Below are 19,726 nucleotides of genomic sequence, written 5' to 3'. Positions count from 1 at the left end.
GTTCACTTGCGCACGACGACGGGCGGCATCCAGGCGCCGTCGTTCGCCTTCGGCTTCGGCGCGTAGAGCCGCAGCGCCAGCGCGAAGTCCGCGCGCGGCGCCGGCAGCCAGTTCGCCGCGTTCGCGCCGCCCGGCGACGCCGCGGAGACGACGATGTCGATCGAGCCGTCGCGGTTGCGGCGCAGCCGGTCGCGGTCGCCGAGCGAGCGGCGGGCGGCGCCGACGTCGGGCAGCGCGCCGCCCGTCGTGTAGGGCGTGAGCGTCCAGAACGCGCGCACGGGCGGCAGCGCGCCCGCCGCGAAATGCAGCGTGTAGCGGTTCGCGCCGTTCAGCGCATGGCCGTCGCTGTCGACGCGCACGACCGCGAGCGTCTCGTCGTCGCGCGTCGCGGTGCCGAACTGCGTGTAGGCCGCGTAGGCGCGCAGCGCGTAGTCCTGGCCGTACTTGCCGGCGGTGTCGCCGATCCAGCTCCAGCCGTTCGCGTTCAGCAGGTTCGGCGGCGGCGCCGCGAGCCGCGCGCGCGCTTCGGCGACGCCCGCCGTCGCGGCCGTGAGGCGATCGCCCGTCCACAGCACCGGATAGCCGGGCATCACGCCGATTTCCTCGAGCTGCTGCTGCGCGTGCGCGTCGTCGGCGGGCGCCGGGTTGTCCTGCAGCGCCTGCGCGAAGCGCGTGAAGTACGCCTTCGGGTCGAGCGCCGCGACCTGCTCGGCCGGCGTGCCGCCGCTCGCCGCCTCGGCGGCTGCGCTGCCGGCGTGCACCGCGACCGACGCGCCGCGCGCCGCGCCCGTATACACCGACAGCGGCACCACGCGGATCGCGCGCTGCAGTTTCTTCACGGCCGTCAGGTCGCGGCCGCCGCTCGTCTGCAGGCGCACTTCGAGCCACACGTTGCGCGACGGCGCGTCGACGCGCGTCACGCCCTTCGGCAGCGTGCCCTGCCAGTCCTTCGCGGCGAAGGCAATCGTTTGCGATCGGGGGCCGCCGCGCGGGCCGCGCGCGGCCGCATTCGACGACCACAGCACATTGGTCCACATGTCGAGCGCGCGGGCGTCCCAGTAGCGGCCGCGCGTGTCGGGCAGCGTGACGATCACCGGTTCGGCGGCCACGTCGAGCCAGCCGGTCGAATCGAGCGTGTCGACGCCCGGCAGCGGCGGATTGACTGCGCCGACGGGCGGCAGCGCCTGCGCATGGCGCAGCGTGTTGACGGGCGCCTGGCCGGGCTGCGCGCCGTCGCCGCCGGTGGCGGCGTCCTTCGCGACGTCCATCATCACGAGCGGATACGCATATATATAGGCGTCGGCCACTTCGGCACGCATCCAGCCGGTCTTGCGCGGGATCGCGTCGGGCTGGGTGGCGCATCCGGCCAGGAGGGCCGCAATGGCCAGCGACGCGCAGGCGCGCCGCAGAGAAACGGATTCTCGTCGGGTTTTAATCATTGATTCGTGGCCGTATCTAATTCTTTATAAATCAGTGCCTTGTGCGATTCGCAACTTGCGAATCCAAGGCCAAACAAGGTCAATCGAGGCTGCCCCGGCCTCGCCGCGCGGCAATTTCGCTGCAACGGGCGCTATCGTCAGGCCGGTATCATAGCGCCTCGGGGCATTCCCCAATATGCCGGGTGCCTCATATTGCCGCCGTTGGCGGCATGAAGGCTGCGGAAGACTCGCGTTGTTACATGGCCCGCTCCCGCGGCCGGTAATTTTGACAGGGAGTCGTGCTTTTAGAGTGCGTTGATTCGAGGGTGGGGTGACGGAATCGCGCACACGCCGGTCGGCAACGGAGGTTACACGTCGGATCTCGACGTGGAGGTCAAGGCGCGCGAGGTGCCGGAGATTTGACTGTCCGGGCGTGGATTAAAAAGTGCCGCCTTCCCCTATATGGGGTGGAACGGTCGCAGGCGGCGCCGGATTTGAAAAGACCCATCGCTTGCAGGGATGCAATGGGCCTCCATATGTCACCCGCCACGGTGCCTTTACGCCAGGATCTTCGCCTTCTGCTCTGCGAATTCCGCGTCGGTCAGTATTCCTCGCTCTTTCAGCGCTGCGAGTCGCTCCAGTTTCGACACAACGTCGTCCGCGGTCGGCGCGGACGCGGCGGCGGCGGGGGAATTCGATGCGCGCGAGTACTCGTGAATCGCATCTCTCACCTTGTTCGTGAACGGCACGACCGTCTTCTTCCAGACGTTTTTGATGATCCGCTCGCTGGCGCCATCCTCGATGCGAATTTCACCGAGCATCATGCCGGTCTTTCCCGACACCGCATTGATCTTGTTGAGGTTGATCGAGATCTGCTTGAGGCCGTAAATGAACCCCTTGTCGAGGAACAGGATTCGGTGGTCGGTCAGCACGATCAGCCACGTATTGCCATCCATCAGTCCAGACGAGAAGGCCAGCACCTGCTCACCGTCCATCAGGATTTCGGGAAGATGATTCAATTCCTTTTTCGTAAAAAATTGATCGTCTCCGATTTCACGAGCAATGCGGTCATACTCGATCTTCAGTGCTTCTTTGGTGGAATTCTTGAAATCAAACATCCCGCGGCCCTTTTGTTTGTATAAAGCATCGGATTTTACAGCCGGAACCGTTGCACTGCCCTGTTGCGGTGTTGGCCACAACCTGCTCGTGAAGCGGGTGGCGAGCGCAGCGCAAAGGTCAGGAAAAATGCCCGATGCCGTCTGCCCGTCCCCGGCGCCGCGAAGAACGGGCATTCGCCGATAGCGGCTATCTTTGGAATAAGTGGCGTCCGTGACGATTCACCCTCGCCTTGGTCGGACGCGGACTCCCGGCGCGTCGCGCCCGCGACACATCGTCGCTGCCGCTTGACCTTCCCATGATGGGAATGTTGATACTTGACCTGTCTGCGGCTCAGACCGCGCTTTTGGGGAACCCGACATGACAGAACCTCTCGCCTCGGCGGCGCTGAACACGACCGTGCTGACGGTGGAAGGCATGCATTGCGGCGGCTGCACCGGGCGTGTGCAGCGCGCGCTGGCCGGCGTGCCGGGCGTCGTCGACGCCGCCGTCGATCTCGACGACCACTCGGCCACCGTGAGCGCGCACGACACGGTCGATCCGGCCCGGCTGATCGAAGCGATCGGCGACGCGGGCTATCGCGCGACGTTGCGCGAGGCAGTCGACACGGGCGAACGTCGCGCTGACGAGCCTGTGCCGACGTCGCCGGCCGCTCCCGCGACGGCACCGATCGAACTCGAAATCGAAGGGATGACCTGCGCATCGTGCGTCGCGCGCGTCGAAAAGGCGCTGGCCGGCGTGCCGGGCGTCACGCGCGCGTCGGTCAATCTCGCGACCGAGCGCGCGACGGTCGACGCGGCGGGCGTTCCGGCGTCCCGACTGGCGGACGCGGTCAAACAGGCCGGCTATCTCGCGACACCCGTCGCGGAACCGGACGCGGCCGTCGCACCGCCTCCCGCTGCCGTCCATGCCGAACTCGACATCGGCGGGATGACGTGCGCGTCCTGCGTCGGCCGAGTCGAAAAGGCCCTCGCGAACGTGCCGGGCGTCACGCGCGCGTCGGTCAATCTCGCGACCGAGCGCGCGACGGTCGACGCGGCGGCCGGCGTAACGACCGCCCAACTGGTCGACGCAGTCAAGCAGTCCGGCTATCAGGCGACGCCGGTCCCGGAACCGGAGCCCGCCATCGCGCCGGACGCCGCGTTCGGCGCGGTCGAACTCGACATCGGCGGGATGACCTGCGCGTCCTGCGCCGGCCGCGTCGAAAAGGCCCTCGCGAACGTGCCGGGCGTCGCCCGCGCATCGGTCAATCTCGCGACCGAGCGCGCGACGGTGCACGGCACCGCCCCGCTCGACCCGGCCGCGCTGATCGCGGCGGTCACGGCCGCCGGCTACCGGGCGTCGCGCGTCGCCGCGCCGCAGGCCGGCGCATCCGGCTTGCCCACCACGGCCGGCGCGACCGCCAGCCAGAAACCGGAAGCCTCGGACGCCGACACGCGCAAGCGCCGCGACGCGATTCGCGAACGCAACCTCGTGATCGCCGCCGCGCTGCTGAGCGCGCCGCTGATCGCGCCGATGTTCGCCGCGCCGTTCGGCGTCGACGCGATGCTGAACGGCTGGCTCCAGTTGGTGCTGGCGTCGATCGTCCAGTTCGGCTTCGGCGCGCGCTTCTACCGCGCGGCCTGGCACGCGATCAAGGCACGCGCCGGCAACATGGACCTGCTCGTCGCGCTCGGCACGTCGGCCGCCTACGGCCTGAGCCTGTGGATGCTGCTGCGCGACCCCATGCATCCGGGCCATCTGTATTTCGAGGCGTCGGCCGTGATCATCACGCTGGTGCGCTTCGGCAAATGGCTCGAAGCGCGCGCGAAGCGCCAGACCACGGAAGCGATCCGCGCGCTGAACGCGCTGCGGCCGGACCGCGCGCGCATCGTCGAACACGGCGTCGAACGCGACGTGCCGCTCGCGCAGGTGCGCGTCGGCACGGCCGTCAGCATCCGGCCCGGCGAACGGGTGCCGGTGGACGGCCGGGTCGTGTCGGGCCGCTCGCACATCGACGAATCGCTGATCACCGGCGAAAGCCTGCCGGTCGCGAAGGACGGCGGCGATCCGGTGACGGCCGGCTCGATCAACGGCGAAGGCGCGCTGGTCGTCGAAACCACCGCGATCGGCGCCGAGACGACGCTCGCCCGCATCATCCGGCTCGTCGAATCCGCGCAGGCGGAGAAGGCGCCGATCCAGCGGCTCGTCGACCGAGTCAGCGCGGTGTTCGTGCCGGCGATCCTCGGCATCGCGGCGCTGACGCTGATCGGCTGGCTGATTGCCGGCGCGGGCGCGGAAACCGCGATCCTCAACGCGGTCGCGGTGCTCGTGATCGCGTGCCCGTGCGCGCTCGGCCTCGCAACGCCCGCCGCGATCATGGCCGGCACCGGCGTCGCCGCGCGTCACGGCGTGCTGATCAAGGATGCGCAGGCGCTCGAGCTCGCGCAGCGCGCGACCGTGATCGCGTTCGACAAGACCGGCACGCTCACCGAGGGCAAGCCGTCCGTCACCGCGTTCGACGCGGTCGGCCTGCCGCGCGACGAGGCGCTCGCGCTCGCCGCGGCGGTGCAGCGTCACAGCGATCATCCGCTGGCGCGCGCCGTGGTTGCCGCGCACCATGCCGACGTCGCGGCGCGTGGCGGCGCGACGTCGGCGCCCGTCGCGACCGACGCGCGGGCGGTCGCCGGACGCGGCGTCGAGGCGCGCGTCGCCGGCCGGCTGCTGGCGCTCGGCAGTACGCGCTGGCGCGACGAGCTCGGCATCGCCGTGCCGCCTGCGCTCGACGCGCGCGCGGCCGAGTTCGAACGCGCCGGCAACACGATCTCGTGGCTGATGCGCGCCGACGCGCCGCGTGCGCCGCTCGCGCTGATCGCGTTCGGCGACACCGTGAAGCCCGGCGCACGCGACGCGATCGCGGCGCTCGCCGCGCGCGGCGTCGCGAGCGTGCTCGTGACGGGCGACAACCGCGGCAGCGCGGCGGCGGTCGCGGCGTCGCTCGGCATCGGCGAGGTCCACGCGCAGGTGCTGCCGGACGACAAGGCGCGCGTCGTCGCGGAGCTCAAGCGCACGCATGACGGCATCGTCGCGATGGTCGGCGACGGGATCAACGACGCGCCCGCGCTCGCCGCGGCCGACGTCGGCATCGCGATGGCGACCGGCACCGACGTCGCGATGCACACCGCCGGCATCACGCTGATGCGCGGCGACCCGAGCCTCGTCGCGGACGCGATCGACATCTCGAAGCGCACGTACCGCAAGATCCAGCAGAACCTGTTCTGGGCGTTCGTCTACAACCTGGTCGGCGTGCCGCTCGCGGCGCTCGGCTGGCTGAACCCGGTGATCGCGGGCGCGGCGATGGCGTTTTCCAGCGTGAGCGTGGTGACGAACGCGCTGCTGCTGCGGAGATGGAAGGGGCGGGCGCGGTGAGGCGGCGCGCCACGCGGCAGAGCGCGGCGCAATAAAGGGGAAGAAAGGACGGGCCCGGTTTCGCCGGGCCCGTTTGCATGGAGACGTGTGGAGGGGCGGTTCATCGACGCCGACGAATCCAGAAGAAATACGCTCCGATCGCGACCAACATCGCTCCATCGACGATACCGAGCATCGGAAGCGGGTCCGTCCATTTGTCCATGTTGGTTGTGCGTGCGTAGTAGGGCGGACCGTCGCCGTACGCCTCCTCGAGGTTGATCGCGTTGAACGCGAAAACGAGCACGAGCATGACCAGCAGTGCCGCACCGGTCAACATGCGCAATGGGTGCTTTCGCATTTATCCTCGGTTTTTTTAGCAACTTGAGTGTGCCAAGCCATTGGCCTGCCGATCATAAGCTGCGCCGCAGGATTCCAGTTGGTCTGCGGATTCGAGCGCGCCACCCTCAAGATGTCAAATCGAGCTCACAGGCCTATACGAAGCGAACTGCTAGCCAACCTGCGCTCTGACGCGAAAGCGTGTCGTACTGCAAACGCTGCACGTGCGAGCATTCAAATCTTCGTCGTTAGCCCGACACGACCGGCTTGATCAGCGTCGTCGTGATCGGCACGAAGCCGCACGCGCGATACAGCGCCCGCGCCGCCGCATTGTGATTGAACACGGACAGGCCGATCTCGGTCACGCCGTACCGGCGCGCCTCGGCCTCGAGCGCGTCGATGACGCGCGTGGCCCAGCCCTGGCGGCGCCTGGACGGTGCGATTTCGAGATCGTAGATGAACAGCGTGCGATTCGGACCTTCGGTCACGATCGCGTACCAGAGATCGCCGAGCGCATCGCCATCGGCGGCGTCGACGAGGGAGACGAGTATCTGGCCGGGTGTCAGCAGGCCGTCCGGCAGCAAGGTGTCGAAACAGGCCCTGGCGCGGGCGGGCGCGTCGTCGACGGCGTTCTGCCCGGATGAGACGAGATCGCGCGCGTAGCCGTCGATGGCTCGCGTGCGGTACGCATGAAATTCACCGGCCGTCATCGGCCGCATCTGCAGCATGGCCCGGTCGTCGTGAGAGGAATCGAACTTCCAGTGTAGCGGGACGGTCGCGCACGCACACGTACGGTGCGGCGGCGGAAACGGGCGGGCAGGTGCGGCGGGTGCCGCGCTGAATCAGCGAATCAGCGACGGTACAGGCAAAGCGGCACGAGGTGCGACCGGCGCACGCGCTCGGCTTCGGCGCGACGCGCGGCGTACGAGTATTCCGCATCGAGCGGCAGGTGCGGCGAAACGAACAGATCGTCGATCTTTTGCAGCAGGGCGAGGATGAAGCTCATGTGCGACTCCCGACAGGGTTGGCTAGGGTTTTCCCTTAGATGGACTCCATTCTAAGGGTTTTCCCTAGACTCTGCCAGCGTGCCGCAGCAATTTGCCGCAACCGGCCGACGACGAGCCAAGCACCGCAAACGCCGATCTCGGCGTGGCGGGGCTGTCCAGGTAGGGTCGAAACGTTCAGCGACTCCGACGAACGCGCTTCCCCGCCGCCGTCTGGCGGCTCACGTTGCGTTCCAGGCGGTCGACCTGCGACAGGAGCGCGTCGTTGTGCTGCTCGAGCGTCGTGACCGTGGCCTGCTGCGTCGCCAGATCGGCGGTCAGGCGATCGATTCGCTGCTGCTGGGCGATGGCGCCGAGCTTCAGGCGCGACACCTGCATCATCTGCATCACCAGCGCGACGAGCCCCGCCAGCACGACGACGGCCAACGCCAGCAACAGGCGGTTCACCCGGCGCATTTCCCGATCGGCCGCGCGTCGCAGCGCGGTCGTTTCCGCCTGCAATGCGGCAAGACGGTCGGAGAGCGGCCGCAGCTGCGTATCTGCATCGAACGACGGCCCGGCGTGGTCCGACGACGGTTTCGTGACGAACGTCGCCGCGGACGCCGCCGGCCGCGCAGCCGACGCAGCCGACGCAGCCGACGCAGCCGACGCAGCCGACGCAACCGACGCAACCGACGCAACCGCATCGTCGCGTTCGGGCGCGGTGACGGAAGGCTCGACGCTCACGGCAGAGGCGGTCATGCGCGGCGGCGTGTCTGCCTTGCCCGGCTCGGGAGCTTCGTCGGCCGCTCCCGGCGCGGGCGGTGCGGTCGCTTCGCGGGCGGCTGCCGCCGACGTGCGACGCTTCGTCCCCGTCGATGAGCGCGCGCCTGCCGCGCGCGGGGGCGCCGGCTTCGTGGCCGCGTCGCCGTCATCTTTCGTGGCAACAGCGGCAGCCGCTGCAAGCGGCAGCGTCGCCGCCGCGCCGGCCGTCGCGATGTCCTCGGCACGGCTCGGCGCGCCGCTGTCCTGCGCTGCCGATGCGGCGTCGGCGATGCGAGCTGATGCATCCTGCGCCGTCGCGTCGGAGGCGACTTCCAGCGTCGCCTCGGCGGCTGGCGCGCGCTCGGCGCCAGCCGGCATGTCTTTCTCCGTCGGCTCGAACGCCGCCCCGGATGCAGCGTCGGCAGCCGCCGGCACATCTCCGGCCTCTGCCGTCGCGCCGTCGGCGACAACCTCGCCACCAGCCGCCGCCGGGACCGCCACCTCCGGCGCGTCGAACCCGTCGAGCGTCGCTTGCTGATGATCCGGCGCATCGCTTGCCGCGTCGACGACTGCCGCGACCTCGGCCACCCGACCGCGGGCGACCGCCGACGCCCCTTCTCCGGCCTCGGGCACCGGATCGCCGAACAGGTCGAGCGTGCGCTCGTCGCGAGGCGCGCCGGTTGCCTGCGCGTCGCCGCCGGGCTGCATCGTCGCGCGGGCCGGAGCGCGGCTCGCGGCAGCGGCAGCGGCAGCGGCAGCGCGACGGCGCGGTTTCGCGGACGGACGGTTGGAACGGGAACGGGGCGTGGCTACGGATTCGGTCATGGAGGTCGGGATGCGAGGCCCCGCGAACGCGGAGCCGGAGCGTCAAACGGAATCAGTGACCGCGCATTGTCGCATGACCTGTCGCCTATTCGTCTCAGGCCCCGCCGCTTCCGTCGTCGCCGCGCGTCACACCGGGCAGCCCGCGCGCAGCGGATTTCCGTCCTTTTTGTGGTGCCGGCCGCCGAATGCTTTATCCTTGGCCCCGGCCGCGCGCATCCGGCGCGCGCCGACACGATTCGATTCACGCGCTCAACCCCGTCATGTCCGATTTCGACTCCGCTTCCGCCCAGGCCGCTCAACTGCGCCGCCATTTCGCGCACGTCGTCTTGCCGATCTGGCGGGGGTCAGGGTTCGACCGCACGCTGCAACTGCCGTTCGAAGCCGTCGATCCGGCCACCCACGCGCCGCTGCCCGTCGCGCGCTATCGCGCGATGGCCTGCGCGCGGCAGTTGTTCGTGTTCGCGCAGGCGGGCGAGGCCGATCACGCGGCGACGCTGTTCGACGCGCTGTGCCGCCATTTCCGCGACGCCCGCCACGGCGGCTGGCACTACAGCATCGACGCGGCCGGCGCGCCGCTCGACACGACCAAGGACCTGTACACGCACGCGTTCATCGTGTTCGCCTGCGCCGCCTATCACGCGGCCTCGGGCGAGCGCGCCGCGCGCACGGTCGCCGAAGACACGGCCGCGCTGATCCAGGATCGCTTCGCGCCGCAGCGCGGCGATGCACTGCTCGACGCCGCGCGTCATGCCGATTTCTCGTCGTCGGGCAGCGGAGCGCTGCAGAATCCGCTGATGCACCTGACGGAAGCGTGGCTCGCCGCGTCCGGCGCGTTCGGCGACGCCGCGTTCGACGATGCGCTCGCGCGCACCGCGCAGGCGGTCGAGCGCACGTTCGTCGACGCGGCCACCGGCTGCGTCGCCGAGCTGCCGCTCGGCTCGGCGGACAACCGCTTCGAGCCGGGGCATCAATTCGAATGGTTCTATCTGGTCGACGCGGCCGGTGCGCGGGTCGCGCATACCGGCCTGCGCGACGCGCTCGCGCGGGCCTTCGCGTTCGCCGAACGGCACGGCGTCGATGCGCGGACGGGCGGCGTCAGCGCCGCGCTCGACGCGCAAGGCGCGTGCCTGGACGGCACGCAGCGGATCTGGGCGCAGACCGAGTATCTGCGCGCGCTCGCGACGCACGGCGGCACGCCGGCGTCCGCGCCGCTGGCGGCGCAGATCGAGCGCTTCGCCGCACGCTTCCTGCATCCGCGCGGCTGGTTCGAGTGCAAGACGGCCGATGGCCAGGTGTCGCGCGCCGACATGCCGTCGACGACGCCTTATCACCTCGCGACCGCTTACGCGGCGCTGCCCGCCGACGCATAAGCCGGCGCGCCGAACGACGGCGCGGCACGCCCGCCGAGCGGCGAGCGCACGTCGCCGAGCTCGAACACCGACACCGCCTGCATCAGGTGCGTGGTCTGGTCGCTCAGCGACGAGGCCGCCGCGGCGACCTGCTCCACCAGCGCCGCGTTCTGCTGGGTCAGCTGGTCCATCTGCGTGACGGCCTGATTGACCTGCTCGATCCCGACGGTCTGCTCGACCGACGCCGACGTGATCTCGGTCATCGTCTGCACGACGCGCGAGATCGACGTCGACACCGTGCGCATCGCTTCACCCGCGCGCTCGACGAGTTCCGCGCCGCCGCTGATCTGCGCGACCGAATCCTCGATCAGCGTCTTGATTTCCTTCGCCGACTGCGCGCTGCGCTGCGCGAGCGAGCGCACCTCGCCCGCGACCACCGCGAAGCCGCGGCCCTGCTCGCCCGCGCGTGCGGCTTCCACCGCCGCATTCAGCGCGAGGATGTTGGTCTGGAACGCGATCCCGTCGATCACCGAGATGATTTCCGCGATACGCCCCGAGCTTTGCGCGATGCCGCGCATCTTGTCGATCACGCTGTCGACGACCCCGCCGCCGTGGCTCGTCGCCTTGAGCGCGTCGTCGGCCAGCACGCTCGCCGCGCGGGCGCTGTCGGTGTTCTGGCGCACGGTCGCGGTCAGCTCCTCCATGCTCGCGGCGGTTTCCTCGAGCGACGCGGCCTGCGTGCCGGTGCGCGCCGACAGGTCCGCATTGCCGCTCGCGATCTCGCCCGCGCCGAGGTGGATCGCGTCGGACGCGTGGCGCACGACGCGCACCGTCTCCGCGATGCTCGCCTGCATCGTGGCGAGCCCGCGCAGCATCCGGTCGATCTCGTATACGCCGCCCGCGCGCACGTCCTCGTCGAGCCGGCCCTGCGCGATCCGCTCGAAGTGCAGGCCCGCCTCGTCGAGCGGCGCGACCACCGCGCGCCGCGCGGCCGCGTAGATCGCCACGCTGCTCGCCAGCATCGCGGCCAGCAGCACGATGCCAACCCACTTGAACCAGCTCATGCCCGCGTCGATCGTGCCGAGCGCGGTGCGGCTCGACGCGCTGCCGTACTCGACGAAGCGATGCAGCTCGGTCAGGTACGCATCCTGGATGCTCTGGGTCGGCTGGTCGAGAAACGCCTGGATGTTGTCGCCGTCGAGAAACTGCACGAGCTCCGCGAGCGCCGCGTGGACTTTCCGGTAACGGTCGGTGAGCGCCGCGACGCGCGTGCGGTTTTCCTCGTCGACCGGCTGCGCCGCGGCGAGCGCGGCGAACGCCTTGTCCGCCTCGGCGAGCGAATCGCTCGCATGGCGGATGATGTCGTCCGGCTTCGGGCCGCCGCGCACCATCCGCGTGCCGGCGCGCGACAGGTTGATGCGCGCGTCGAGCAGGCGTTCGGTCGCCTGGTTCGCCGCGCCGACCTGCGCGATCGCGACGTTCGACAGGTCGTCGACGCCGCTGCGCGTCGACGTGAACGACCAGAAGCCGAGCGCCTCGACCGCCAGCATGAAGAGACAGAACATGGTCAACACGCCGAGCAGACCCGACGCGAGCTTGATTTTGCTGAACATGGAAATTCCTGGAAAGCGACGATGGAGCAATGCCCCGGCGTTAGCGGCATTTCCCGGGCGGACTTTAGGCTTGCCGGCCAGGTGCGGCCGAGAATCTCCTCCAATTTACGGAGGTCGCGCGCGAGCGACGCAATAATCTCATTGCGCGGCGCCGCCAATCGCGGGAAATGCGGACAGATTTCCTTGCTTATCCGCGCCCCGCTTCCTAGAGTTCAGCGCAAGCGGCCACTCATTGCGAGGCAAGTCGATGACGGACATCGTGGATCACGCCCGCGGCGCATTGCGGGCGCAACCGTTCAGCATGCTGCTCGGCACGGAGCTGATGCACATCGGCGAGCATGAAGTGTCGCTGTGCCTGCCCGTGCGCGACGAGTTGCGGCAGCAGCACGGCTACGTGCACGGCGGCGTCATCAGCTACCTCGCCGACAACGCGCTGACCTTCGCCGGCGCGCTCGCGCTCGGGCCGCGCGTGATCACGGCCGAATACAAGATCAACTATCTGCGGCCGGCGGTGAACGGCACGCTCGTCGCTCGCGCAAAGCTCGTCTATGCGGGGCGGCAACAGGCGACCTGCCAGTGTCACGTGTTCGTCATCGACGGCGATCACGAGCGGCTGGTCGCGATCGCGCAGGGCACGATCAACCGCGTCGGCGACGGGAAGGTGCCGGGGGCGCCGGAGGAAGCGGCATAGCCCACGCAGAGGCCGGTTTTGCGCCGGTCGCGGGTTTGCACATGGACGCGCCCCTAATCCGCGTCGCCGCCCGCCAGCGGCAGGAAACGCGGCGCAACGCGCGCGCGCACGACGCCTTGCGCGTCGGTCTCGTAAATCCCGCGCGCGACATTGTGCGGATGCTCCGCCGCCTCCGCGACGCTCAGCACCGGCGCGAAGCACGCGTCGCTGCCCTCCAGCAGCGCGCGCCAGTGCGCGGACGGCTGCCGGGAGAACACCTCCGCGAAACGCGCCTTCAGCGCCGGCCACAGCGCGCGGTCGTACTGCGACGCCGGATCGACGTCCGTCAGCCCGAGCCGTTCGACCAGCAGCGCATAGAACGGCGGCTCGAGCGCGCCGATCGTCACGCATTCGCCGTCCGCGCAGCGGTAGACGTCGTAGAACGGCGCGTCGTGGAACAGGCTCGGCTGCGCGCCGTCGAGCTGGCCGTTCGCGCGTGCCCACAGCGCGAGCGTGCCGAGCATCGCGACGATGTCGACGATCGCGCCGTCGACCACCCGTCCCGGACCGCCCGCGCGCACGTCGAACAGCGCGCAGACGACCCCGAACGCGAGCCCGAGCGCGCCGCCCGCGTCACCGAGGACGGTCGGCGGCAGGCCGGGCTTGGCGCTGTCCGTGCCGCGCGGCGCGGCGAGCGACAGCAGGCCCGTCAACGCGACGTAGTTCAGGTCGTGGCCGGCAGCGGCCGAGAGCGGGCCCGTCTGGCCCCAGCCGGTCATCCGGCCGTAAACAAGCCGCGGATTATGCGGCGCACAGTCCCGCGGCCCGAGCCCGAGCCGCTCCATCACGCCGGGCCGCAGTCCTTCGATCAGCGCGTCGGCGCGTGAAATCAGCGCGAGCGCTTCGTCACGCCCCGCCGGCGTTTTCAGGTCGAGCGGGACGATCGTCTTGCCCTCGCGCAGCAGGTCGCCGTCGCGGCCCTGCAGCGCGTCGGGCGCGCTCGTGCGGCCGGCCGGACGCGCGATCAGCGTGACCCGCGCGCCCATCCCGGCGAGGATCCGGCCCGCGAGCGGGCCGGGGCCGAGACCTTCGAATTCGACGATATGAACGCCTTTCAGCGGCGAATCGAGCGGCATGCGGTTCTCCATGCTTGGCGGTCGGAGGGCGTTTGCGACGGACGCCCTCTCAAACGAAAAATCCCTGCTCGGCGGGGTCCGCTTCGCAGGGATCGGCAGGGCTGTTCACACTGAACGCGCCGCGTCAGAACGCATCCCCCGGCACGCGCACCCAGCCTTCCATCAACACGCGCGCGCTGCGGCTCATGATCGCCTTGGTGACGGTCCATTCGCCGTTTTCCAGTTTCGCTTCCGCGCCGACCCGCAGCGTGCCCGACGGATGCCCGAAACGCACCGCCTGGCGCTCGCCGCCGCCCGCCGCCAGGTTGACGAGCGTGCCCGGAATCGCGGCGGCCGTGCCGATCGCGACCGCCGCCGTGCCCATCATCGCGTGATGCAGCTTGCCCATCGACATCGCGCGCACCAGCAGGTCGACATCGGCGGCCGCGACGCGCTTGCCGCTCGACGCGATGTAGTCGGCCGGCTTCGCGACGAACGCGATCTTCGGCGTGTGCTGCCGCGTCGCGATCTCGTCGAGCGTGTCGATCAGGCCCATGCGCAGCGCGCCGTGCGCGCGAATCGTCTCGAACTTCTCGAGCGCCTTCGCGTCGCCGTTGATCGCGTCCTGCAGTTCGGTGCCCGTGTAGCCGATCGCCTCCGCGTCGACGAAGATCGTCGGAATCCCCGCGTTGATCATCGTCGCCTTCAGCGTGCCGATGCCCGGCACCGCGAGATCGTCGACGAGGTTGCCGGTCGGGAACATCGCGCCGCCCGCGCCTTCCTCGTCGGCGGCCGGGTCCATGAACTCGAGCTGCACCTCCGCCGCCGGGAACGTGACGCCGTCCAGCTCGAAGTCGCCGGTTTCCTGCACCGCGCCGTTCGTGATCGGCACGTGGGCGACGATCGTCTTGCCGATGTTCGCCTGCCAGATCCGCACGGTCGCGATGCCGTCGCGCGGCACGCGCGCCGGATCGACGAGGCCGCCGCCGATCGCGAACGGGCCGACCGCCGCCGACAGGTTGCCGCAGTTGCCGGTCCAGTCGACGAACGCGCGGTCGATCGCGACCTGCCCGAACAGGTAGTCGACGTCGTGGCCGGGCCGCGTGCTCTTCGACACGATCACCGTCTTGCTGGTGGACGACGTCGCGCCGCCCATCCCGTCGATCTGCTTGCCGTACGGGTCGGGGCTGCCGATCACGCGCAGCAGCAGCGCGTCGCGCGCGGCGCCGGGCGCCTGCGCGGCCTCGGGCAGGTCCTGCAGGCGGAAGAACACGCCCTTGCTGGTGCCGCCGCGCAGGTAGGTCGCGGGAATCCTGATTTGAGGGATGTGAGCCATGTGTGGTTTTCCTGATGTGCTCCGGTCAGGCCGCCGCCTGCGACGATTCGAGGAAGTCCTGCGCGAAGCGCTGCAGCACGCCGCCCGCATCGTAGATCGACACTTCCTCGGCCGTATCGAGCCGGCACGTGACCGGCACCTCGACGCGCTCGCCATTCCTGCGATGGATCACGAGCGTCAGGTCCGCGCGCGGCGTGCGCGCGCCGACCACGTCGAAGGTCTCGGTGCCGTCGATGCCGAGCGTCGTCCGGTTCGTGCCCGGCTTGAACTCGAGCGGCAGCACGCCCATCCCGATCAGGTTCGTGCGGTGAATCCGCTCGAAGCCTTCGGCGACGATCGCCTCGACGCCCGCGAGCCGCACGCCCTTCGCGGCCCAGTCGCGCGACGAGCCCTGGCCGTAGTCCGCGCCGGCCACGACGATCAGCGGCTGCTTGCGATTCATGTACGTCTCGATCGCTTCCCACATCCGCATGACCTTGCCTTCCGGCTCGACGCGCGCGAGCGAACCCTTCTTCACCGCGCCGTCGACCACCGCCATCTCGTTGACGAGCGTCGGGTTCGCGAAGGTCGCGCGCTGCGCGGTCAGGTGGTCGCCCCGGTGCGTCGCGTACGAGTTGAAGTCTTCTTCCGGCAGGCCCATCTTCGTAAGGTACTCGCCGGCCGCGCTGTTCGCGAGGATCGCGTTCGACGGCGACAGGTGGTCGGTCGTGATGTTGTCGCCGAGCACCGCGAGCGGGCGCATGCCCTTGAGCGTGCGCTCGCCGGCCAGCGCACCTTCCCAGTACGGCGGACGGCGGATGTACGTGCTCTGCGCGCGCCAGTCGTACAGCGGCGCCGCGCGCTCGCCCGCATCGGCGCTGCGCGCGAACATCGGCTCGTAGACCTTGCGGAACTGCTCGGGCTTCACGCTCGACGCGACGATCGCGTCGATCTCCTCGTCGGTCGGCCAGATGTCCTTCAGCGTGACGGGCTGGCCGTCCTGGTCGTGGCCGAGCACGTCCTTCTCGATGTCGAAGCGGATCGTGCCCGCGATCGCGTAAGCAACGACGAGCGGCGGCGACGCGAGGAACGCCTGCTTCGCATACGGATGGATGCGGCCGTCGAAGTTACGGTTGCCGGACAGCACGGCGGTCGCGTACAGGTCGCGATCGACGATCTCCTGCTGGATCTTCGGGTCGAGCGCGCCCGACATCCCGTTGCAGGTCGTGCACGCGAACGCGACGATGCCGAAGCCGAGCTTCTCCAGCTCCGGCAGCAGGTTCGCTTCTTCCAGATACAGCTCGACCGCCTTCGAGCCCGGCGCGAGCGAGCTCTTCACCCACGGCTTGCGCACGAGGCCGCGCGCGTTCGCGTTGCGTGCGAGCAGGGCGGCTGCAATCACGTTGCGCGGGTTGCTCGTGTTCGTGCAGCTCGTGATCGCGGCGATGATCACCGCGCCGTCGGGCATCTCGCCCGCCTTCTCTTCCCACTGGCCGGCGATCCCGCGCGCGGCGAGGTCCGACGTCGGCAGCCGCTTGTGCGGGTTCGACGGGCCGGCCATGTTGCGCACGACGCTCGACAGGTCGAACGTCAGCGTGCGCTCGTACTGCGCGTGCTGCAGCGTGTCGGCCCACAGGCCCGCTTCCTTCGCGTAGGTCTCGACGAGCTTCACCTGCTCGTCGCTGCGGCCGGTGAGGCGCAGGTAGTCGGTCGTCTGGCCGTCGATGAAGAACATCGCGGCCGTCGCGCCATATTCGGGCGCCATGTTCGAGATCGTCGCGCGGTCGCCGAGCGTGAGGCTCGCCGCGCCTGCGCCCCGGAATTCCAGATACGCGCCGACCACCTTTTCCTTGCGCAGGAACTCGGTCAGCGCGAGCACGACGTCGGTCGCGGTGATGCCGGGCTGGCGCTTGCCGGTCAGCTCGACGCCGACGATGTCGGGCAGGCGCATCCACGACGCGCGGCCGAGCATCACGTTCTCGGCCTCCAGCCCGCCGACGCCGATCGCGATCACGCCGAGCGCGTCGACGTGCGGCGTGTGGCTGTCGGTGCCGACGCAGGTGTCCGGATACGCTACGCCGTCCTGCGCCTGGATCACCGGCGACATCTTCTCCAGGTTGATCTGGTGCATGATGCCGTTGCCCGGCGGGATCACGTCGACGTTCTCGAACGACTGCTTCGTCCATTCGATGAAGTGGAAGCGGTCCTCGTTGCGGCGATCCTCGATCGCGCGGTTCTTCGCGAACGCGTCCGGATCGAAGCCGCCGCACTCGACGGCGAGCGAGTGATCGACGATCAGCTGCACGGGCACGACCGGGTTCACCTTCGCCGGGTCGCCGCCGCGCTCGGCGATCGCGTCGCGCAGGCCCGCGAGATCGACGAGCGCCGTCTGGCCGAGGATGTCATGGCACACGACGCGCGCCGGGAACCACGGGAAATCGCGTTCGCGCTTGCGCTCGACGATCTGCTTCAGCGAAGCGGCGAGGATCGCCGGATCGCAGCGGCGCACGAGGTTTTCGGCGAGCACGCGCGACGTGTACGGCAGCGTGTCGTAGGCGCCGGGCGCGATCGCGTCGACCGCGGCGCGTGCGTCGAAGTAGTCCAGCGACGTGCCGGGCAGGGGTTTGCGGTAGGCGGTATTCATGATGTGGGGGAAAGCTGGGAATTCATGAGCGGGGAAGCCGACCGGCCTCCCCCGGGCGCCCGATCAGCGCTTCTCGATCGGCACGAACTGCAGGTCTTCCGGACCCGTGTAGTTCGCGCTCGGGCGGATGATCTTGTTGTCGATGCGCTGCTCGATGACGTGCGCGCTCCAGCCGGACGTGCGCGAGATCACGAACAGCGGCGTGAACATCGCGGTCGGCACGCCCATCATGTGATACGACACCGCGCTGAACCAGTCGAGGTTCGGGAACATCTTCTTCGCATCCCACATCACCGATTCGAGACGCTCGGCGATGTTGTACAGCTTCAGGTCGCCCGCTTCCTTCGACAGCTTGTGCGCGACGCCCTTGATCACCTTGTTGCGCGGATCGGAGATCGTGTAGACCGGATGGCCGAAGCCGATCACGACTTCCTTGTTCTCGACGCGGCGGCGGATGTCGGCTTCCGCCTCGTCCGGCGAGCGGTAGCGGCTCTGCACTTCGTACGCGACTTCGTTCGCGCCGCCGTGCTTCGGCCCGCGCAGCGCGCCGATCGCGCCGGTGATCGCCGAGTAGATGTCCGAGCCCGTGCCCGCGATCACGCGGCCGGTGAACGTCGACGCGTTGAACTCGTGCTCAGCGTACAGGATCAGCGACGTGTGCATCGCGTCGACCCACGACTTCGACGGGGCCTTGCCGTGCAGCAGGTGCAGGAAGTGGCCGCCGATCGAGTCGTCGTCGGTTTCGGTCTCGATGCGCTTGCCGTTGTGCGAGAAGTGATACCAGTACAGCAGCATCGAGCCGAGCGACGCCATCAGGCGGTCGGCGATGTCGCGCGCGCCCGGCAGGTTGTGATCTTCCTTCTCCGGCAGCACGGTGCCGAGCACCGACACGCCCGTGCGCATCACGTCCATCGGGTGCGCGGACGCCGGGATCTGCTCGAGCGCCGCCTTCAGCGCGTTCGGCAGGCCGCGCATCGCGCGCAGCTTCGCCTTGTACGCGGCCAGTTCGGTCAGGTTCGGCAGCCGCTCGTGCACGAGCAGGTGCGCGATTTCCTCGAACTCGCACGACTCGGCGACGTCGAGGATGTCGTAGCCGCGGTAGTGCAGGTCGTTGCCGGTCTTGCCGACCGTGCAGAGGGCCGTGTTGCCGGCCGTCACGCCCGACAGCGCGACCGACTTCTTCGGCTTGAACGCGCCTGCGGCGGCCGGTGCTGCTGCGTCTTTCGTCTCGCTCATGTTTCCCTTCTCCAGTATGTTTCCGATACGTGTCTCGTGGGCGGCGGGCCGCGTTACTTCTTGCCCTGCGCGAACAGCTCGTCGAGCTTCTGCTCGTAAGCGTGATAGCCGAGGAAGTCGTACAGCTCGGCGCGCGTCTGCATCGTCGGCACGGCCGCCTTCTGCGTGCCGTCGCGGCGCAGCGTCTCGTAGAAATTCAGCGCGGCCTTGTTCATCGCGCGATAGGCGCCGCAGCAGTACAGCGCGATGTCGACGTTCGCCTCGCGCAGCTCGTCGAGCGTGAACAGCGGCGTCGAGCCGAATTCGGTCAGGTTCGCGAGGATCGGCACCTTCACGGCCGCCTTGAAGCGGCGATAGTCGTCGAGCGTCTTCATCGCTTCCGGGAAGATCATGTCCGCGCCGGCTTCGACGTAGGCCACCGCGCGCTCGATCGCCGAGTCGATCCCTTCGGCGGCGGCCGCATCGGTGCGGGCCATGATCACGAACTGGTCGTCGGTGCGCGCATCGACCGCGGCCTTGACGCGATCGACCATTTCCTCGGCCGGCACGACCTCCTTGCCCGGACGGTGGCCGCAGCGCTTCTGGCCGACCTGGTCCTCGAGGTGCACGGCGGCGACGCCGGCCTTGATGAATGAGCGGACCGTGCGCGCGATGTTGAACGCGCCGCCCCAGCCCGTATCGATGTCGACGAGCAGCGGCAGGTCGGTCGCATTGGTGATCCGGTTCGCGTCGATCAGCACGTCTTCCATCGTGCTGATGCCGAGGTCGGGGATGCCGAGCGAATTCGCGGCGACGCCGCCGCCCGACAGGTAGACGGCCTTGAAGCCGACGGCCTGGGCCATCTTGGCCGCGTAGGCGGTGATCGCGCCGACCACCTGCAGCGGCTGCTCGGCCGCGACTGCCGCGCGGAATTTCGCGCCGGCGCTTTGAAGATGCGTGTTGCTCATGAACGGC

The 19,726-nt window shown here is 69.4% G+C and carries 15 protein-coding genes; 3 read left to right on the top strand and 12 right to left on the bottom strand.

Annotated features, from left to right (window positions below; translation table 11 throughout):
• Nucleotides 1-2: 2 nt before the first annotated feature.
• Both HWX31_RS25375 and HWX31_RS25370 read right to left on the bottom strand, forming a co-directional pair.
• Nucleotides 3-1,439, bottom strand: a complete 1,437-nt coding sequence (locus HWX31_RS25375) for a DUF1254 domain-containing protein (protein ID WP_174965772.1) — start codon at nt 1,437-1,439, stop codon at nt 3-5.
• Between the two features lie 536 nt (nt 1,440-1,975).
• Entirely contained in the window at nt 1,976-2,710 is a 735-nt protein-coding gene (locus HWX31_RS25370; protein WP_244143844.1) for a PH domain-containing protein, read from the bottom strand.
• Between the two features lie 184 nt (nt 2,711-2,894).
• Between HWX31_RS25370 and HWX31_RS25365 the strand changes: the two genes are divergently transcribed.
• Nucleotides 2,895-5,942: a heavy metal translocating P-type ATPase gene (locus tag HWX31_RS25365; RefSeq protein WP_175933977.1), complete on the top strand. Its 3,048-nt coding sequence runs from the start codon at nt 2,895-2,897 to the stop codon at nt 5,940-5,942.
• Between the two features lie 100 nt (nt 5,943-6,042).
• Here the strand turns inward: HWX31_RS25365 and HWX31_RS25360 are convergent, their stop codons facing one another.
• The 4 genes from HWX31_RS25360 to HWX31_RS25345 form a co-directional block, all read right to left on the bottom strand.
• Nucleotides 6,043-6,279, bottom strand: a complete 237-nt coding sequence (locus HWX31_RS25360; protein ID WP_059661611.1) for a hypothetical protein — start codon at nt 6,277-6,279, stop codon at nt 6,043-6,045.
• Between the two features lie 226 nt (nt 6,280-6,505).
• Entirely contained in the window at nt 6,506-6,985 is a 480-nt protein-coding gene (locus HWX31_RS25355; RefSeq protein WP_174963793.1) for a GNAT family N-acetyltransferase, read from the bottom strand.
• A 122-nt stretch (nt 6,986-7,107) separates the two neighbouring features.
• Nucleotides 7,108-7,263: a hypothetical protein gene (locus tag HWX31_RS25350; RefSeq protein ID WP_174963794.1), complete on the bottom strand. Its 156-nt coding sequence runs from the start codon at nt 7,261-7,263 to the stop codon at nt 7,108-7,110.
• A 175-nt stretch (nt 7,264-7,438) separates the two neighbouring features.
• A complete protein-coding gene (locus HWX31_RS25345) occupies nt 7,439-8,638 on the bottom strand; it encodes a flagellar hook-length control protein FliK (RefSeq protein WP_341829979.1) in 1,200 nt (399 codons plus the stop codon).
• Between the two features lie 452 nt (nt 8,639-9,090).
• On the opposite strand from HWX31_RS25345, the gene HWX31_RS25340 reads away from it, so the two are divergent.
• Nucleotides 9,091-10,200: an AGE family epimerase/isomerase gene (locus HWX31_RS25340; protein ID WP_059634854.1), complete on the top strand. Its 1,110-nt coding sequence runs from the start codon at nt 9,091-9,093 to the stop codon at nt 10,198-10,200.
• Here the strand turns inward: HWX31_RS25340 and HWX31_RS25335 are convergent.
• Nucleotides 10,173-11,792, bottom strand: coding sequence for a methyl-accepting chemotaxis protein (locus tag HWX31_RS25335; RefSeq protein WP_174963796.1), 1,620 nt, complete (start codon nt 11,790-11,792; stop codon nt 10,173-10,175). The two genes, HWX31_RS25340 and HWX31_RS25335, sit on opposite strands and share 28 nt — an antisense overlap.
• Nucleotides 11,793-12,039: 247 nt before the next feature.
• Here HWX31_RS25335 and HWX31_RS25330 point away from each other — a divergent pair, with 247 nt between their 5' ends.
• Nucleotides 12,040-12,483: a PaaI family thioesterase gene (locus HWX31_RS25330; protein ID WP_010090127.1), complete on the top strand. Its 444-nt coding sequence runs from the start codon at nt 12,040-12,042 to the stop codon at nt 12,481-12,483.
• A 53-nt stretch (nt 12,484-12,536) separates the two neighbouring features.
• Here the strand turns inward: HWX31_RS25330 and HWX31_RS25325 are convergent, their stop codons facing one another.
• The 5 genes from HWX31_RS25325 to prpB all read right to left on the bottom strand — a co-directional run bounded on the left by HWX31_RS25325 (nt 12,537) and on the right by prpB (nt 19,719).
• Nucleotides 12,537-13,598, bottom strand: coding sequence for a CaiB/BaiF CoA transferase family protein (locus HWX31_RS25325; protein WP_174963797.1), 1,062 nt, complete (start codon nt 13,596-13,598; stop codon nt 12,537-12,539).
• A 124-nt stretch (nt 13,599-13,722) separates the two neighbouring features.
• Nucleotides 13,723-14,913: a 2-methylaconitate cis-trans isomerase PrpF gene (gene prpF / locus HWX31_RS25320; protein WP_174963798.1), complete on the bottom strand. Its 1,191-nt coding sequence runs from the start codon at nt 14,911-14,913 to the stop codon at nt 13,723-13,725.
• A gap of 25 nt (nt 14,914-14,938) precedes the next feature.
• Nucleotides 14,939-17,536, bottom strand: coding sequence for a Fe/S-dependent 2-methylisocitrate dehydratase AcnD (gene acnD, locus HWX31_RS25315; protein ID WP_174963799.1), 2,598 nt, complete (start codon nt 17,534-17,536; stop codon nt 14,939-14,941).
• A gap of 63 nt (nt 17,537-17,599) precedes the next feature.
• Nucleotides 17,600-18,772, bottom strand: a complete 1,173-nt coding sequence (gene prpC, locus HWX31_RS25310; protein ID WP_174963800.1) for a bifunctional 2-methylcitrate synthase/citrate synthase — start codon at nt 18,770-18,772, stop codon at nt 17,600-17,602.
• A 53-nt stretch (nt 18,773-18,825) separates the two neighbouring features.
• Nucleotides 18,826-19,719, bottom strand: coding sequence for a methylisocitrate lyase (gene prpB / locus HWX31_RS25305; RefSeq protein ID WP_059610558.1), 894 nt, complete (start codon nt 19,717-19,719; stop codon nt 18,826-18,828).
• Nucleotides 19,720-19,726 lie beyond the last annotated feature (7 nt).

Origin of the sequence: Burkholderia ubonensis, assembly GCF_902833085.1 — a bacterium.
GTDB lineage: Bacteria > Pseudomonadota > Gammaproteobacteria > Burkholderiales > Burkholderiaceae > Burkholderia > Burkholderia ubonensis.
This window is presented reverse-complemented; position numbering and strand designations above follow the sequence as displayed.

What these genes read in the sequence shown, in the direction of transcription:
- HWX31_RS25360 (WP_059661611.1), bottom strand. Translation starts at nt 6,279, where the DNA reads ATGCGAAAGCACCCATTGCGCATGTTGACCGGTGCGGCACTGCTGGTC.
- HWX31_RS25340 (WP_059634854.1), top strand. Translation starts at nt 9,091, where the DNA reads ATGTCCGATTTCGACTCCGCTTCCGCCCAGGCCGCTCAACTGCGCCGC.
- acnD (WP_174963799.1), bottom strand. Translation starts at nt 17,536, where the DNA reads ATGAATACCGCCTACCGCAAACCCCTGCCCGGCACGTCGCTGGACTAC.
- HWX31_RS25330 (WP_010090127.1), top strand. Translation starts at nt 12,040, where the DNA reads ATGACGGACATCGTGGATCACGCCCGCGGCGCATTGCGGGCGCAACCG.
- prpB (WP_059610558.1), bottom strand. Translation starts at nt 19,719, where the DNA reads ATGAGCAACACGCATCTTCAAAGCGCCGGCGCGAAATTCCGCGCGGCA.
- prpC (WP_174963800.1), bottom strand. Translation starts at nt 18,772, where the DNA reads ATGAGCGAGACGAAAGACGCAGCAGCACCGGCCGCCGCAGGCGCGTTC.
- HWX31_RS25325 (WP_174963797.1), bottom strand. Translation starts at nt 13,598, where the DNA reads ATGCCGCTCGATTCGCCGCTGAAAGGCGTTCATATCGTCGAATTCGAA.
- HWX31_RS25365 (WP_175933977.1), top strand. Translation starts at nt 2,895, where the DNA reads ATGACAGAACCTCTCGCCTCGGCGGCGCTGAACACGACCGTGCTGACG.
- HWX31_RS25370 (WP_244143844.1), bottom strand. Translation starts at nt 2,710, where the DNA reads ATGCCCGTTCTTCGCGGCGCCGGGGACGGGCAGACGGCATCGGGCATT.
- HWX31_RS25335 (WP_174963796.1), bottom strand. Translation starts at nt 11,792, where the DNA reads ATGTTCAGCAAAATCAAGCTCGCGTCGGGTCTGCTCGGCGTGTTGACC.
- HWX31_RS25350 (WP_174963794.1), bottom strand. Translation starts at nt 7,263, where the DNA reads ATGAGCTTCATCCTCGCCCTGCTGCAAAAGATCGACGATCTGTTCGTT.
- HWX31_RS25375 (WP_174965772.1), bottom strand. Translation starts at nt 1,439, where the DNA reads ATGATTAAAACCCGACGAGAATCCGTTTCTCTGCGGCGCGCCTGCGCG.
- prpF (WP_174963798.1), bottom strand. Translation starts at nt 14,913, where the DNA reads ATGGCTCACATCCCTCAAATCAGGATTCCCGCGACCTACCTGCGCGGC.
- HWX31_RS25355 (WP_174963793.1), bottom strand. Translation starts at nt 6,985, where the DNA reads ATGCTGCAGATGCGGCCGATGACGGCCGGTGAATTTCATGCGTACCGC.